The 14,314-nt window shown below is 69.2% G+C and carries 17 protein-coding genes and 1 tRNA gene; 7 read left to right on the top strand and 11 right to left on the bottom strand.

Going from position 1 to position 14,314, the window contains the following annotated elements; translation table 11 throughout:
• Positions 1–68: 68 nt before the first annotated feature.
• The 4 genes from C9E82_RS00710 to ihfA all read right to left on the bottom strand — a co-directional run bounded on the left by C9E82_RS00710 (position 69) and on the right by ihfA (position 2,418).
• On the bottom strand, positions 69–1,136 hold the full coding sequence (locus C9E82_RS00710) for a 2'-deoxycytidine 5'-triphosphate deaminase (RefSeq protein ID WP_119900798.1): 1,068 nt from the start codon (positions 1,134–1,136) through the stop codon (positions 69–71).
• 69 nt (positions 1,137–1,205) lie between these two features.
• Positions 1,206–1,283: transfer RNA gene (locus C9E82_RS00705), tRNA-Pro, on the bottom strand.
• 79 nt (positions 1,284–1,362) lie between these two features.
• Entirely contained in the window at positions 1,363–2,100 is a 738-nt protein-coding gene (locus tag C9E82_RS00700; RefSeq protein WP_119900799.1) for a MerR family transcriptional regulator, read from the bottom strand.
• Positions 2,101–2,115: 15 nt separating this feature from the next.
• The gene (gene ihfA, locus C9E82_RS00695) at positions 2,116–2,418 is read right to left on the bottom strand and encodes an integration host factor subunit alpha (protein WP_119900800.1); all 303 of its coding nucleotides are present in this window, start codon (positions 2,416–2,418) and stop codon (positions 2,116–2,118) included.
• 195 nt (positions 2,419–2,613) lie between these two features.
• Between ihfA and C9E82_RS00690 the strand changes: the two genes are divergently transcribed.
• A complete protein-coding gene (locus C9E82_RS00690) occupies positions 2,614–2,892 on the top strand; it encodes a DksA/TraR family C4-type zinc finger protein (protein ID WP_119900801.1) in 279 nt (92 codons plus the stop codon).
• 66 nt (positions 2,893–2,958) lie between these two features.
• Here C9E82_RS00690 and C9E82_RS00685 read toward each other — a convergent pair whose 3' ends face one another.
• The 4 genes from C9E82_RS00685 to C9E82_RS00670 form a co-directional block, all read right to left on the bottom strand.
• Positions 2,959–3,933, bottom strand: a complete 975-nt coding sequence (locus C9E82_RS00685; RefSeq protein WP_119900802.1) for a beta-ketoacyl-ACP synthase III — start codon at positions 3,931–3,933, stop codon at positions 2,959–2,961.
• Positions 3,930–5,042 (bottom strand): phosphate acyltransferase PlsX, encoded by a 1,113-nt coding sequence (gene plsX, locus C9E82_RS00680; protein WP_119900803.1) that lies wholly within the window; start codon positions 5,040–5,042, stop codon positions 3,930–3,932. The genes C9E82_RS00685 and plsX overlap by 4 nt, the downstream gene beginning before the upstream one ends.
• Before the next feature lie 22 nt (positions 5,043–5,064).
• Complete coding sequence (rpmF, locus tag C9E82_RS00675) at positions 5,065–5,271, bottom strand: 50S ribosomal protein L32 (RefSeq protein ID WP_090615292.1); 207 nt, start codon at positions 5,269–5,271, stop codon at positions 5,065–5,067.
• A gap of 246 nt (positions 5,272–5,517) precedes the next feature.
• Positions 5,518–6,039, bottom strand: coding sequence for a YceD family protein (locus tag C9E82_RS00670; protein ID WP_119900804.1), 522 nt, complete (start codon positions 6,037–6,039; stop codon positions 5,518–5,520).
• Between the two features lie 127 nt (positions 6,040–6,166).
• Between C9E82_RS00670 and C9E82_RS00665 the strand changes: the two genes are divergently transcribed.
• Positions 6,167–6,616, top strand: a complete 450-nt coding sequence (locus tag C9E82_RS00665) for an outer membrane protein assembly factor BamE (RefSeq protein WP_119900805.1) — start codon at positions 6,167–6,169, stop codon at positions 6,614–6,616.
• Between the two features lie 32 nt (positions 6,617–6,648).
• On the opposite strand, the gene C9E82_RS00660 is transcribed toward C9E82_RS00665, so the two are convergent.
• Positions 6,649–7,644 carry a serine hydrolase domain-containing protein gene (locus C9E82_RS00660; RefSeq protein ID WP_119900806.1) on the bottom strand — a complete coding sequence of 332 codons (996 nt, stop codon included), beginning with the start codon at positions 7,642–7,644 and terminating at the stop codon, positions 6,649–6,651.
• Between the two features lie 127 nt (positions 7,645–7,771).
• On the opposite strand from C9E82_RS00660, the gene C9E82_RS00655 reads away from it, so the two are divergent.
• The 3 genes from C9E82_RS00655 to C9E82_RS00645 all read left to right on the top strand — a co-directional run bounded on the left by C9E82_RS00655 (position 7,772) and on the right by C9E82_RS00645 (position 9,767).
• Entirely contained in the window at positions 7,772–8,557 is a 786-nt protein-coding gene (locus C9E82_RS00655) for an SseB family protein (RefSeq protein ID WP_122449165.1), read from the top strand.
• 49 nt (positions 8,558–8,606) lie between these two features.
• Complete coding sequence (locus C9E82_RS00650) at positions 8,607–9,299, top strand: CDP-alcohol phosphatidyltransferase family protein (RefSeq protein WP_119900182.1); 693 nt, start codon at positions 8,607–8,609, stop codon at positions 9,297–9,299.
• Between the two features lie 78 nt (positions 9,300–9,377).
• Positions 9,378–9,767, top strand: coding sequence for a hypothetical protein (locus C9E82_RS00645; protein ID WP_147393127.1), 390 nt, complete (start codon positions 9,378–9,380; stop codon positions 9,765–9,767).
• A gap of 30 nt (positions 9,768–9,797) precedes the next feature.
• On the opposite strand, the gene C9E82_RS00640 is transcribed toward C9E82_RS00645, so the two are convergent.
• The gene (locus tag C9E82_RS00640; protein WP_119900180.1) at positions 9,798–10,187 is read right to left on the bottom strand and encodes a hypothetical protein; all 390 of its coding nucleotides are present in this window, start codon (positions 10,185–10,187) and stop codon (positions 9,798–9,800) included.
• Between the two features lie 409 nt (positions 10,188–10,596).
• Here C9E82_RS00640 and C9E82_RS00635 point away from each other — a divergent pair, with 409 nt between their 5' ends.
• Positions 10,597–12,153: a 2-isopropylmalate synthase gene (locus C9E82_RS00635; protein ID WP_119900179.1), complete on the top strand. Its 1,557-nt coding sequence runs from the start codon at positions 10,597–10,599 to the stop codon at positions 12,151–12,153.
• Here the strand turns inward: C9E82_RS00635 and C9E82_RS00630 are convergent.
• Positions 12,145–13,032 (bottom strand): glycosyltransferase, encoded by an 888-nt coding sequence (locus tag C9E82_RS00630; protein ID WP_170162144.1) that lies wholly within the window; start codon positions 13,030–13,032, stop codon positions 12,145–12,147. The two genes, C9E82_RS00635 and C9E82_RS00630, sit on opposite strands and share 9 nt — an antisense overlap.
• A gap of 225 nt (positions 13,033–13,257) precedes the next feature.
• Here C9E82_RS00630 and C9E82_RS00625 point away from each other — a divergent pair, with 225 nt between their 5' ends.
• Positions 13,258–14,292, top strand: coding sequence for a rod shape-determining protein (locus C9E82_RS00625; protein WP_119900177.1), 1,035 nt, complete (start codon positions 13,258–13,260; stop codon positions 14,290–14,292).
• Positions 14,293–14,314 lie beyond the last annotated feature (22 nt).

Here is a 14,314-nt window from a genome sequence, read left to right as displayed (position 1 = left end):
GGGCGCTTCGCCCCCCGGACCCCCCGAGGATATTTGCGCCAAGATGAAAGGCGGGAGGGTTCGGGTGGTCAGCGGAACTGCTTGGCCAGTTTCAGGCCCTGGCCCTGGTAGTTCGAGGCGATTCCGGCGCCGTAGAGCCGGTCGGGCCGCGCCGCCATGCGTTCATAGACCAGGCGGCCGACGACCTGGCCATGTTCCAGCACGAAGGGCGCCTCGTGGCAGCGGACCTCCAGCACGCCGCGCGCGCCCTGGCCCGCCTCGCCGATGCCGAAGCCCGGATCGAAGAAGCCGGCGTAATGGACGCGGAATTCGCCGACCATGGCCAGGTAGGGGGCCATCTCGGCGGCGCAGTCGGCCGGGATCGCCACCGATTCGCGGCTGACCAGGATGTAGAAGGCGCCGGGATCGAGGATCAGGCGGCCGTCGGTGGTGCGCAGCTCGTCCCAGAACTCGCGCGCGTCATAGGCGCCGATCCGGTCCAGGTCGATCACCCCGCTATGCGGCCGGGCGCGATAGCCGACCAGGTCGCCCGATCCGGGCCGCAGGTCGACCGAGAAGCCCAGCCCCTGATCGATCAACGCCTCGCCGCCGACCAGCGGCTCGCGGGCGTTCAGCTCGGCCAGTTCGGCATCGCTGAGGATCGCCTGGCCGCGCCGCAGCCGCAGCTGGTTCAGCCGCATGCCGGGCCGCACCAGGACCGAGAAGCTGCGCGGGCAGATCTCGGCATAGAGCGGGCCGTCATAGCTGTCGGGCAGGCGGTCGAATTCGGTGCCGTCATCGGCGACCAGCCGGGTCAGCAGGTCCAGCCGGCCGGTCGAGGATTTCGCATTGGCCACCGCCGTCAGCCCGGCGGGCAGGGCCAAGCGTTCCATCAGCGGGACCAGATAGACGCAGCCGCGTTCCAGCACCGCGCCATCGGTCAGGTCCATCTGGTGCATCCGGAAATCCGCCAGCCTGTCGGTGACGCGGCGCCCGCGCCCGGCCAGGAAGCTGGCGCGCAGCCGATAGGCGGTCCTGCCCAGCCGCAGGTCCAGGCTGGCGGGCTGGACCTGTTCGGGAATGATCGCGGGCGAGGCCGAGATGGCGCCCGAGTCGATCAGCTTGCGGATCTCGCTGTCAGGCAGGACGCCGTTCATGCCTTCCCCCAAAACCTTGCCGGTGGATAGGGAAACGCCCACCCCGCGACGGGATGGGCGTTTTCGGAATGGTCGGGCCGGCGAGATTCGAACTCGCGGCCTTCCGCCCCCCAGACGGACGCGCTAACCAGGCTGCGCCACGGCCCGACGCGCACCGTATAGAGCGATCCGGAGGGGCTGCACAAGGGCCAGCTTGCGGAAATCTGCGTCAATTTCCGCGCGGCCTTCAGCCAAGCGCGGCGATGGCGTCGCGCAGCCGCGACGCGGCGGCGTGAAACCGGTGATGCCGGGCCTGCGGATGCCGGGCGCGCAAACCGGTCGAGACCGCGACCAGCCGTGCCAGCCAGGGTGCCGCCGGGGCATCCGCGCCGTCCAGGTCCGGGAACAAGGGCAGCGATGCGGTGCCCGCGCCATGGCGCCTGCGCCGGTGGCGCGCGCGGGGCGGGTGGCTGGGCGGTTCGGCGGGATCATCGGCAGGGTCGGACTCGTTGCCGGCGCCGTCGGCGATTTCATCTTCGGAAGGTGACGGTGGGGCCTCTGCCTCAGCCATCTGCGGGGCCTGCCGCAGTTCCGGCGCCAGCTCCGCGGCGGCGGCCCAGGCCGGTTCGGCCGCCTGCGTGGCAAGCTCGGCCGCGGCTTCGGTGGCCGTCGCGTCCATGACCGCCAGGCCGGCGCCCATCACCTCGCCCAGGCGCGCGGCGCCGCGCTGCCGGACGCCTTCGCCCCGGTCGCGGGCCAGCATCTTCTTCGCGCCGCGGATCGTCAGCCCCTCCTCGCGCAGGACCTCGCACAGGCCCGCGGCCAGCCGCACATCCTCGGGGCGGTAATAGCGCCGTCCGTCCGGGCGCTTCATCGGTTTCAACTGCGGGAACTGCGTCTCCCAATAGCGCAGCACATGAGGCGCGACACCGATCAGTCGGGCGACTTCGCCGATCGAACGGAATGCCTCTGCCCCCTTCTTCATGCCGTGCTGCGCATCCTATCGCTTGTTGCCGGCCGCCACGCGATCCTTCATCAGATGCGAGGGACGGAAGGACAGGACCCGGCGCGGCGTGATCGGGACTTCTTCCCCGGTCTTGGGATTGCGACCCATGCGCTCGTTCTTGTCGCGGACGCTGAAGGTGCCGAAGGACGAGATCTTCACCTGCTCGCCCCGCACCAAAGCGTCCGAAATGTGATCGAGCACGGATTCGACCAGCTGCGCCGATTCGTGGCGGGACAGGCCCACATCGCGAAATACGGCCTCAGCCAGATCCATCCGGGTCAGCGTCTTGTCGCCCATGATTTTTCCTCTTTCGTGCCAGCAGGATGGTCATGTTTCCTGATGCTGTCAACGAGTCGGCCCGTAAAATCGTTCCTCTTTCTGCGCACTTGCGCGGACTCTCGCGGATGGCTGCGCAAGGATCGGGCGCGGGGGGAAGGTTTGAAACCCCTTCCCGGCGCGCCTATCTTCCCCAAAACAGGACAGGAGATCGCCATGGCCGGAGGATGGGCGCGCGACGACGCGGTGAACGAACAGATCGAGATCAGCACCCGGGAAGCGGTCGCCCGCGCCCGGCTGCAGGCGGCGCGCCAGGCGGCGGCCGGGGCCTCGGCGGAAATCTGCGCGGAATGCGACGAGCCGATCCCGGAAGCGCGGCGCAAGGCGATTCCCGGCGTGCGGCTCTGCGTGGCCTGCCAGGGCGGCCGCGACCGCGCCATCCGCCCCGCGGGCGGCATCAACCGGCGCGGCAGCAAGGATTCGCAGCTGAAATAGCCCGCGCTTTCATCTTGGCGGAAATATCCTCGGGGGGTCCGGGGGGCGAAGCGCCCCCGGCGCGCCCTACCAGCGCAGGACGACCGATCCCCAGCTCAGCCCGCCGCCGATGGCTTCGGTAACAATGACGTCGCCCGCCTTGAACCGGCCCTCCGACGCCGCCACCGACAGCGCCAGCGGGATCGAGGCGGCCGAGGTATTGCCGTGATCGGCGACGGTCAGCACCACGCGCTCGATCGGCAGGCCCATCTTCTGCGCGGTCGCGGTGATGATGCGCATGTTCGCCTGGTGCGGCACCAGCCACTCGACCTGGTCCTGCTCCAGCCCGGCCTTGTCCAGCGCGCGATGCGCGGTCTGGGCCAGCTTCTCGACCGCGTGGCGGAAGACCAGGTTGCCCTGCATCCGCAGATGGCCCGCGGTGCCGGTCGTCGACACGCCGCCATCGACATAGAGCAGGTCGCGGTAGCGGCCGTCGCTGTTCAGGTCGCTGGCCAGGATCCCGCGATCGCTGTTGTCGCCCTTGCCCTCGGCGGCCTCCAGCACCACGGCGCCGGCGCCGTCGCCGAACAGCACGCAGGTGCCGCGATCCGACCAGTCCATGATGCGCGAGAAGGTCTCGGCGCCGATGACCAGGACCCGCTCGGCCATGCCGCCGCGAATCATCGCATCGGCATTGGCCAGCGCGAAGACGAAGCCGGCGCAGACCGCCTGCACGTCATAGGCGAAGCCGCGGGTGATCCCCAGCCCGGCCTGGACCATGGTCGCCACGGCGGGGAAGGTGAAGTCGGGGGTCGAGGTCGCCAGAACGATCCCGTCCAGATCCTCGGCCGCGATCCCGGCATCTGCCAGCGCGGCCTTCGCGGCATGGATGGCCAGGTCGCTGGTCGCCTCGCCCTCGGCGGCGAAATGGCGCCGCTCGATGCCGGTGCGGGTGCGGATCCATTCGTCGGTGGTGTCCAGCTTGTCCTCGAACCAGCTGTTCTCGACCACGCGTTCGGGCAGGTAATGTCCGGTCCCCCGGATGATCGAGCGGCGCGTCACGAGGCCACCCCGCCCGATTCGCCGGTCTCGAAACTGGCGGCCGCGCCTTGCGCCACGCGGGCGGCCAGGCGGTCCTGGAAGCCCGATTTCGCCAGCGTGAAGGCCAGCTTGATCGCCGCCGAGACGCCGGTGGCGTCGGCCGAGCCATGCGATTTCACCACGGTGCCGTTCAGGCCCAGGAAGATGCCGCCATTCACGCGGCGCGGGTCGATGCGTTTCTGAAGACGCTTCAGCGAGGTCATCGCAAGCAGGGCGGCAAATTTTGACATGATCGAATTGGCAAAGGCATCCTTGAGGAACGTGCCGACCAGCTTGGCCGTGCCCTCTCCGGTCTTCAAGGCGATATTACCCGTAAATCCGTCCGTCACGATCACATCGACGCGCGAAGACGGGAGGTCGCCGCCCTCGACGAAGCCGACATAGTCGAACTGGCCCGATTCGGTGGCCGCGGCGATCAGCTCGTTGGCCTGTTTCAGCTCGGCCCGGCCCTTGTGTTCCTCGGTGCCGACGTTCAGCAGGCCGATGCGCGGCCGCTCCAGCCCCATGCCGTTGCGCGCATAGGAGGCGCCCATCAGCGCATATTGCAGCAGGTCATGGGCATCGGCGCGGATATCGGCGCCGACATCCAGCATGATGTTGAAGCCCTGCGGGTTCATCGAGGGCCACAGGCAGGCGATGGCGGGGCGGTTCACGCCCGGCAGCTTGCGCAGGCGCAGCATCGACATGGCCATCAGCGCGCCGGTATTGCCGCAGGAGACCGCCGCCGTCGCCTCACCGCCGCGCACCGATTCCAGCGCCGACCACATCGAGGTGCCGCTGCCCTTGCGCAGCACCTGGCTGGGCTTGTCCTCCATCGTCACCACGTCGTCGGCATGGCGAATGTCGCAGCGGCCGGCCAGCGCCTTGCGGCGGCCGATCAGGCGGCTCAGCTCATCCTGCGGGCCGTGGACGATGAAGCGGATCTCGGGGTTGCGGGCGGCGCTTTCGGCCATGCCCGCGACCACGACCGAGGGGCCGCGATCGCCGCCCATCGCGTCAACCGAAATCACCACGCCGTCCCCTGGCTTGGGGGCGCGCGGTGCCGGGTTGATCGCGGGATCTGCGGTCATCTGAGGACGTTGCCGGCCCGGATCAGGCCGCGTCGTCGTCCAGATCGATCTCGTTGGCCTGCGCGACCACTTCGCGGTCGCCGTAATGGCCGCAAGAGGGGCAGACGTGATGCGGGCGCTTCAGCTCGCCGCAATTGGTGCATTCGTTCGGGTTGCCCGCGACCAGCGCGTCATGCGCGCGGCGCATGTTGCGTTTCGAGCGGGTCACGCGATTCTGAGGGACAGCCATGTCAAGACCTCGGTTGTCTGGGCAGGAGGGCGCGGCGCCGACCTTGCCGGGAGATTGGAATTCGTAAATGAACCGCGCAGATACGCCAAGACGGCCATGCCCGCAAGCCCCTGCCGCCGAGCATCCGCCGAAAAGCGCGCCCGCGGCACGACGAAGCCCGCAGATAGGCGCAACCGGCGCGCAAGGCAAGGCGTTTCCCGGCATTTGACGGGTTTTTGCTGTGGCGGCGCTGCAACGCCGGGCGGTTCAGTCCTTGCCGCGCAGTAGCTGGTCCAGCCCGGCGAAGGGCTTGCGGGTATCGGAATCGGGCGCGTCCCCGGCGGGGCTGTCCAGCCCCGCGCCGTCGGCGCGCGGGTATTCCGGCAGGGCCAGCGCCAGTTCCTCGACCATCACCGCCGAGACGTCGATGAACTGGCCCAGGGGCTCCAGCGCGTCGTCCGGCATCTCGGCCTCGTCGGCCTCCGGGGTGGCCAGATGCGGCGAATAGAGCCGGCGGACCTGTTCGTCTATCGTGGTCTTCACCGGCTTCAGCGTGACGACGCAGGCTTGCGTGACCCGCGCGGTCAGCCGCCCCTCCAGTTCCCAGCCGTCGCCCGCCCCGGCGCGGATCCGGCCCTCGAAGGCCAGCCGGGGCAGGCCCGGCAGGCCCAGTTCCCCGGCGATCGCGGCGCGGGCCTCGGCATCGGGGCGCAAGGCGAAGGCGGTGGGGGCGCGCGGGTTCAGATGCGCGACGCGCAGGCGCAGCGGGTGGGTCTGGGCGGCAGTCATGGGCGGGCCTCTGGCGGTGTCTGGGCGCGCGGCGGGCCGGCCGGTCATGGCCTGCTTGAGCGCGCTGCCCGAGTTTGCTAAGCCGGGCGGGCCGCGTCAACCGCCGCAGCAAGAGGGACAAGAATTCATGGCAGCCATCCGGCAGATGCTGATACTGGCCTTCGTGGCCGTTCTGGGGCTGGCCGCCTGCGCGCCCATCTATCGCAACCACGGCTTCGTGCCGCCCGAGATCGACCTGTCGCAGGTCGTGGTCGGCCAGACCACGATGGACGATCTGCCCGAACTGATCGGGCGGCCGTCGGCGCAGGGGCTGCTGACCGGCTCGGGCTGGTACTATGTCGGCTCGCGCTGGCGTCACTATGGCGCCAGCAAGCCGCAAGAGGTCGAGCGCCAGGTGGTCGCCATCTCGTTCGACCAGAACGGCAGGGTCAGCAATGTCGAGCGTTTCGGGCTGGAGCGCGGCCGCGTCGTCACCCTGTCGCGGCGCGTGACCGAGGGCAGCGTGACCGAGATCTCGCTGATCGGCCAGCTGCTGGGCAACCTGGGCAATTTCCAGGCGGGCGACCTGATCGACTGACCTGACGACGGACGGCGTTGCGTCGGGGCGGCCTACAGCGTCCCGACCATCCGCCCGGCCAGGTCGTGCAGCCGGTTGCGATAGCCGGTCCGGGCCGAGGGCCGGTCGGGGTCCGAGGTGATCGCGATCACCGCCGCGGGCCGGCCGCGCGCGGCGGGAAAGACATAGACCATCTGCCCGCCATAGCCCCAGCCATAGCGCACGTCCCGCCCGCCCAGCTGGCCGATGAACCAGCCATAGCCGTAGCCCTGGCCGCTGAAGATCGAGGCGGTCCGCCGCTGCCAGCTTTCCGCGATCCAGCTTTCGGGAACGACCTGCCGCCCGCCGGCGCGGCCCTGCTGCGCATAAAGCGTGCCGAAGGCCAGAAGCGAGCGCGTGGACATCGCCATCTGGTTGCCGCCCAGATGGATGCCCTGCGGGTCGCGGTCCCAGCCGGTGATCGCGAATCCCGGCACCGGGCCCAGCCAGTCGCGCGCCAGCTCCAGCGCCGGGCGCCCGGTCATCCGCGTCAGGATCGCCGCGACCAGATGCGTCGAGGCGGTCGAATATTGCATCCGCCCGCCGGGATCCTGCGTGAAGGGCGCCGCCAGCGCCGCGCGCACCCAGTTCGGGCTGCTGACCCAGCGGCCGTAATTCGCGCCCGACTGCCGCTCCAGCCCGGCCTGCATCGACAGCAGGTGTCCCAGCGTGACCTGGGCCAGGCGCGGATCGGGGTCGGGCGGCAGGTCGGCCTGAAGGATCGGCGCGATGGGCTGGCCCGCGCCTTCCAGGTGCCCGCGCGCGATGGCGATGCCCGCCAGCGCCGAGACCACCGATTTCGAGGCCGACTTGATGTTGGTCGGCCGGTCGGGCGTCCAGCCGCCATAGCCCCGCGCCGCGATTTCCGCTCCGTCGCGCCACAGGGCGATGGCGCGCAGCCCGTCCAGCGCCTCGGCCTCGGTCAGCAGCGGCGTCAGGTTGCTGGCGCGGGCCAGGGCGGGCAGCGCCAGCGCGGCGGTGGCAGCGGTCAGGAAGATGCGTCGGTCCATGGCGCCTATATTGCCGCCGCGCGCGGTTTCGCGAAATCACGCCTGCGTCAGGGCGCCCCTGCCTTCGGCCGGGCTTGCCTGCCCCGCGCCGGGCGACTAGGGCAGGGGCAGGACCGGAGAACCGATCATGACCGCCAATCCCACCGCGCTGGACCAGCTTGCGCCCGTTCCCTTCCACGATGCCGATCCGCCGCAGCGCGCCCGGATGCTGTCGCGCCTTGCCGATACCGAGCTTGTCGTCGCCCTGACCGCCGAACCTGCCGGCGACAGCATCGAGCTGCGGATCTTCCCGCTGGAGACCGGCCCGGTGGCGCTGGCCTGCGACGCCGAGGACCGGCTGGCCGATTTCTTCGGCGCGCCCGTCGCCTATGCGGCGATGCCGGGCCGGGTGCTGGCGGGGCTTTTGCTGGCCGAGGGCGCGGGGCTGCTGGTCAATCCCGGCCATCCCTCGGAGATGCTGCTGGATGCGGCGATGCTGGACTGGCTGCAGGGCGCGCTGTCCGCCGCCCCCGAGGCGGCCGAGGCGCGGCTGCGCCTGACCGCCCCCGCCCCCGCCACGGTCGAGGCCCTGGCCGAACCGCTGGCCGCGCGGCTGGGCGACATGCGCGGGTTGATCGCGGGCGCGGCTCTGGCCGGCGTGGCGGGGCCGGGCGTGGCGGGATCGGGCGTGGCGGGGCCGGAGGGCGCGCCGGTCGCGCATCTGCTGCTGGTCGAGGGCGCCCCGACCGATCGCCAGCCGGCCATCGCCAAGGCGCTTGCCGAGGCGCTGGCCTTCCTGCCGCCGCAGCCCGGCGGCGTCGATATCAGCTTCTCGGACGGCGCCGCCCCGGCGGGGGCGCTGCGTTTCGATCTGACCCTGCCCGAGCCGCCGCCCGCGCCGCCGCGTCCCAAGGGCCCGCCGATCCTGCGCTGAGCCTCACAGTCCTGTTGCACGGCTGGGCTCAACCTGCAAAAAAGGCCGGATGCATTTGCGCACCAAGGCTCTTCTCGTCCATCTTCTGACCGCGACCGGCGCGGTTCTGTCGATGCTGGCCATGCTGGCGGCGGTGGCCGAGGAATGGTCGCTGATGTTCTTGTGGCTGGTCGTGGCCTTCGTCGTCGACGGCATCGACGGCCCGCTGGCCCGGCGCTACCACGTCAAGAAGAACTGGCCCGCCTATGACGGCGTGCTGATGGACCTGATCATCGACTATCTGACCTATGTGTTCATCCCGGCCTTCGCGCTGTTCGAATCGGGACTGCTGACGGGCTGGACCGGCTGGTTCGCGATCATCGTCATCGTCTATGGCAGCGTCATCTATTTCGCCGATACGCGGATGAAGACCCGCGACAACAGCTTCGCGGGCTTTCCCGGCTGCTGGAACATGGTGGTGCTGGTGCTGTTCGCGGTGCAGCCGCACTGGATGGTGATCCTGGCAATCATCGTGGTGCTGTCCATCGCCATGTTCACCAACATCAAGTTCATCCACCCCGTGCGGACCCGGCGCTGGCGCGCGGTCTCGCTGCCCGTCGCGGGCTTCTGGGTGCTTTGCGCGGGCGTCGCGGCCTGGGGCGATTTCCACCCCGACAGCTGGGCGATCTGGGGGCTGGTCGCCAGCTCGGTCTGGCTGCTGCTGGCCGGGGCGGTGCAGCAGCTGATCCCCGAGCGGCGCTGAACGACGCAAAGCCGCTGGACGGTGGCGGCGGTGCCGTGCCAAGCTGGCGTGTGGCGAATTGTTCGGGACGGCAGGTTCATGAGAGTTCCAGTGTTTTCCGCCCTTCTGGCCGTGTCCTGGGCAGGCGTGGCCCCGGCCCAGGATCTGCCGTTGCAGCCCGGCCTCTATGTCGGCACCGACACCGGCTGCGCCGACGGCCATCCCGGCAACAGCTTCACCTTCGAGCAGATCGACGGCCTCTGGCTGCTGCGCTGGGTGACCAGCTTCACCGCGCTGGACGACATCGCGCCCCAGGACAGGCAGGGCGGCTTCAGCGTCAGCGCCCGGATCGGATCGCTGCCGCCCGGACCCGATGCCTTCACCCAGCCGATGCGGCTGGAGATTCGGGGCCAGGACGAATTCGCGCTGATCTCGGAGGACGGCGCGGTCTATCCCCATGCCCGCCGCTGCGGCCCGCTGCCGGGCTGACGCGACGGACCGTCCCGGAGAGGATGCCGGTCAGTCCCGCCAATAGGGCAGGTTCACGCGGCAGAAATTCGCCACGGCCATGCCCACCGACAGCGACCCGTCCCGCGGCCCCGCGCCGAAATGGGACAGCCCCGCGCCCTCTGCCTTGCGCGCGGGATCGAGCGTGAAGACGATGCCCTGCCCCGCCCCGCGCGGCTTGGGGGTGGCCCGCCAGATGCGGGTCTCGCCCGGCTGGCCCAGGGCGCGCCGGGCGAAATCGCCGGCCGCGCACCAGTAATCGGTGTCGTCGCGCCGCGCATGATGGTCGACGGCGATCTCGGTCGGGCCGACCTGCCGCGCCGTCATGCCGTTCTGGGCCGTGAAGGCGGCCGCCGGCATCGGCAGCAGCAGCAGCAGCGGGACGAGGAATATCAGTCGCATCGCGGATTCCTTCGGGACGGCGGGCCTGGATGCCCCGCCATCGACAATGCCCCAGCCGGATTTTCGCGGCAATCGCGAAGCGGAAGCGCCCGCCCGGCCCTTCGGCGCGGGGGGCCGGTGGCGCCGGAGGGGCGGAAATTCGGGCCGATGCGGACAGATTTCCTCTTTTCAAGCGCCTCGGCTGGCTGCATATTCCGGCACATGACTCGGATGCTTCATATCGCCACTGCTCCGACCGCGCCCCTTGGCGCGTGCGGCTGCGTGCAACTCCGCGGTCTGCTGCTGCTTACGCTGCGCTGAGCGGGTCTCCGGGCCGCCGCTCAGTCAGGTTCGTGCCCGGTATCCCCATGAAATCCCCACGAATACGGACGACATGCCCGCAAGGGACATGCGCAGGAAAGCAAGACCGATGACCGACAAGAACCGAGTAGTCATTTTCGACACCACGCTGCGCGACGGAGAGCAATCGCCCGGCGCCACCATGAGCCATGCCGAGAAGCTGGAGATCGCCCAGATGCTGGACGAGATGGGCGTGGACATCATCGAGGCGGGCTTCCCCATCGCCTCGGAAGGCGATTTCGCCGCCGTGTCCGAGATCGCGAAACAGGCGCAGAACAGCGTCATCTGCGGGTTGGCCCGCGCCCAGATCCCCGATATCGACCGCTGCTGGGAGGCGGTGAAACACGCCCGCCGGCCGCGCATCCACACCTTCATCGGCACCTCGCCGCTGCACCGGGCGATCCCCAACCTGGACATGGACCAGATGGCGGAACGCATCGAGCAGACCGTGACCCATGCCCGCAACCTGTGCGACAACGTGCAATGGTCGCCGATGGACGCGACGCGGACCGAACATGACTATCTGTGCCGCGTCGTGGAAATCGCCATCAAGGCGGGCGCCACCACGATCAACATCCCCGACACGGTGGGCTATACCGCGCCGCGCGAAAGCGCCGCGCTGATCGCCATGCTGCTGGAGCGCGTGCCGGGCGCGGACGAGGTGATCTTCGCCACCCATTGCCACAACGACCTGGGCATGGCGACGGCGAACTCCCTGGCCGCCGTCGAGGCCGGTGCCCGGCAGATCGAATGCACCATAAACGGGCTGGGCGAGCGTGCCGGCAATACCGCGCTGGAAGAGGTGGTGATGGCGATGAAGGTGCGCCATGACATCATGCCCTTCACCACCGGCATCGACACGACCAAGATCATGGCGATCTCGCGCCGGGTGGCGCAGGTCTCGGGCTTCGTGGTGCAGCCGAACAAGGCCATCGTCGGCAAGAACGCCTTCCTGCACGAATCGGGCATCCACCAGGACGGCGTGCTGAAGAATGTCGAGACCTTCGAGATCATGCGCCCCGCCGATATCGGCCTGAACGAGAACAATATCGCGATGGGCAAGCATTCCGGCCGCGCGGCGCTGCGCGCCAAGCTGGCCGATCTGGGCTTCGAGGTGGGCGACAACCAGCTGAAGGACATCTTCGTGCGCTTCAAGGCGCTGGCCGACCGCAAGAAGGAGGTCTACGACGAGGACATCGTCGCGCTGGTGCAGGATGCCTCGGCCAATACCGAGGACGATCACCTGCAGGTCAAGCATCTGCGCGTGGTCTGCGGCAGCGACGGGCAATCCGCCGACCTGACCATGGTGGTCGATGGCGAGGAAAGGACCGTCCATGCGACCGGCGACGGGCCCGTGGATGCCTGTTTCAACGCCGTCAAGCAGATCTTCCCGCATAACGCGCGGCTGAAGCTGTACCAGGTCCATGCCGTGACCGAGGGCACCGACGCCCAGGCCACCGTTTCCGTGCGGATGGAGGAGGACGGGCGCATCGTCAACGGCCAGGCCGCCGATACCGACACGATCCTGGCCAGCGTGAAGGCCTATGTGGGCGCGCTGAACCACCTGATCGTGCGCCGCCAGCGCGCCGGCAAGGACGACAAGCAGATCAGCATGTATTCACACTGATCCGCTCGCCCCATCCGGTGCATGTTCCAGGGGCCGGTCCCGCGATGGCGGGGCCGGCCTCAATGTGTCGAAATCCAGTCCGCGCAGGAAGGGAAAGCTGCTGCGGATATGGTCGCCGAAGGCGCGGCTGCTGATCGCGCGCCAGCCCGCGGGCGGGCTGTCGAGGTTCATGGCCCGCGAATCCGACGGCCATTTCAGCACCAGCGCGCCGACCGCCTCGTGATCGACGAAATGGGACAGCCGCTCGGCCATGCCGAAATGGCCGAAGGCGAAGATGCTGCGGGCCGGATCGGACAGCCGCGCCGCCAGCCCGGCGGCGACGAAGGACCGGCGATATTCCAGGAACCGCTTCGGCTGGCCGTCATAGAGCGCGACATTGACCCCGCGCGCCGTGCTGATGGCGCAGTCGCGCAGCCCGTCCATGCGCCGGATATGGCGGCGCAGGCGCGGCAGGAACCGGGCGTCGATGGCGTCGTCGTCATCCAGCCGGAACTGCCACAGCCGCCCCGCCGACAGCTGGTGCAGCTCGCGCAGCGTGTCGGCCAGCGCATCGCCCAGCCGCGGCACGTCGCTCCACAGCAGGTGGATCTGGTCATGCGGATCGCACAGCGCCTGCAGCCGCGCCCGCCAATGCGCGGGCATCCGGGGCGAGCTGACCACCAGGAAGATGAAGCGCGGATCCTCCTGCGCCAGGATCGAGGGCACGCAGACCGCCTCGAAGGCGCGGAAGCGCGCGGCCAGCCGGGTCTCGTCATAGAGCGAGCGGGCGATCCGCTCCAGCCGATCGGCCTCGATGGACTTGTCGTGGCGATAGGGCACCCAGTCGCCCAGCCCCAGATAGGAGAAGCGGCAGATGCCGAGGATGACCGGCTCTGTCATGCGTATCGGTCCCGGTTGATGACTTTGCAAGGTTTGTGGCCTATTGCGTCGCATGAGGCAATGGCGGGGCGATCGGCGCGGGCCTGCCAATAGGGCTTTCGCGTTGACCTTCGGCCTTTTATATGGGGCAACGCTGCCTTGCGGGGACGATTCCGCAGGGCGCAGGCGGATGGACGCATCAGAAACGGGCAGGGCCGGGCATAACCGGCGCGAAAGGATACGGGCATGGCATTCGGCGGTTTGTTTTCGACCGACATCGCAATCGACCTCGGCACGGCGAACACGCTGATCTATGTCAAGGGCAAGGGCATCATCCTGAACGAGCCGTCGGTCGTGGCCTACCACGTCAAGGACGGCAAGCGGCAGGTCCTGGCCGTGGGCGAGGACGCGAAGCTGATGCTGGGCCGCACCCCCGGCAGCATCGAGGCGATCCGGCCCATGCGCGAAGGCGTCATCGCCGATTTCGACAGCGCCGAGCAGATGATCAAGCACTTCATCAAGAAGGTGTTCAAGCGCACCAGCTTCTCGAAGCCCAAGGTCATCGTCTGCGTGCCCCATGGCGCGACGCCGGTGGAAAAACGCGCGATCCGCCAGTCGGTCCTGTCCGCCGGCGCCCGCAAGGCCGGCCTGATCGCGGAACCCATCGCCGCGGCCATCGGCGCCGGGATGCCGATCACCGAACCCACCGGCAGCATGGTCGTCGATATCGGCGGCGGCACGACCGAGGTGGCGGTGCTGTCCCTGGGCGACGTGGTCTATGCGCGCTCGGTCCGCATCGGCGGCGACCGCATGGACGAGGCGATCATCAACTATCTGCGCCGCAACCAGAACCTGCTGATCGGCGATTCGACGGCCGAGCGCATCAAGACCTCGATCGGCACCGCGCGGATGCCCGATGACGGGCGCGGCGCCACGATCATGGTGCGCGGCCGCGACCTGCTGAACGGCATCCCCAAGGAGATCGAGATCAGCCAGGCCATGGTCGCCGAGGCGCTGACCGAGCCGATGCAGGCCATCGTCGAGGCGGTGATGGTCGCGCTGGAGGCGACGCCCCCCGATCTGGCCGCCGATATCGTCGACCGCGGCGTGATGCTGACCGGCGGCGGCGCGATGCTGGGCGACCTGGACCTGTCGCTGCGCGAGCAGACCGGCCTGTCGATCAGCCTTGCCGACCAGCCGATGAGCTGCGTGGCGCTTGGCACCGGCAAGGCGCTGGAATTCGAGAAGCAGCTGCGGCATGTGATCGATTACGACAGCTGAAACCAGTCGCGCGGGGACATTT

Source organism: Paracoccus sigandri (assembly GCF_003709565.1).
Lineage (GTDB): Bacteria > Pseudomonadota > Alphaproteobacteria > Rhodobacterales > Rhodobacteraceae > Paracoccus > Paracoccus siganidrum.
The sequence above is the reverse complement of the archived record's forward strand: the minus strand, read 5'-3'. Positions and strand labels throughout refer to the sequence as shown.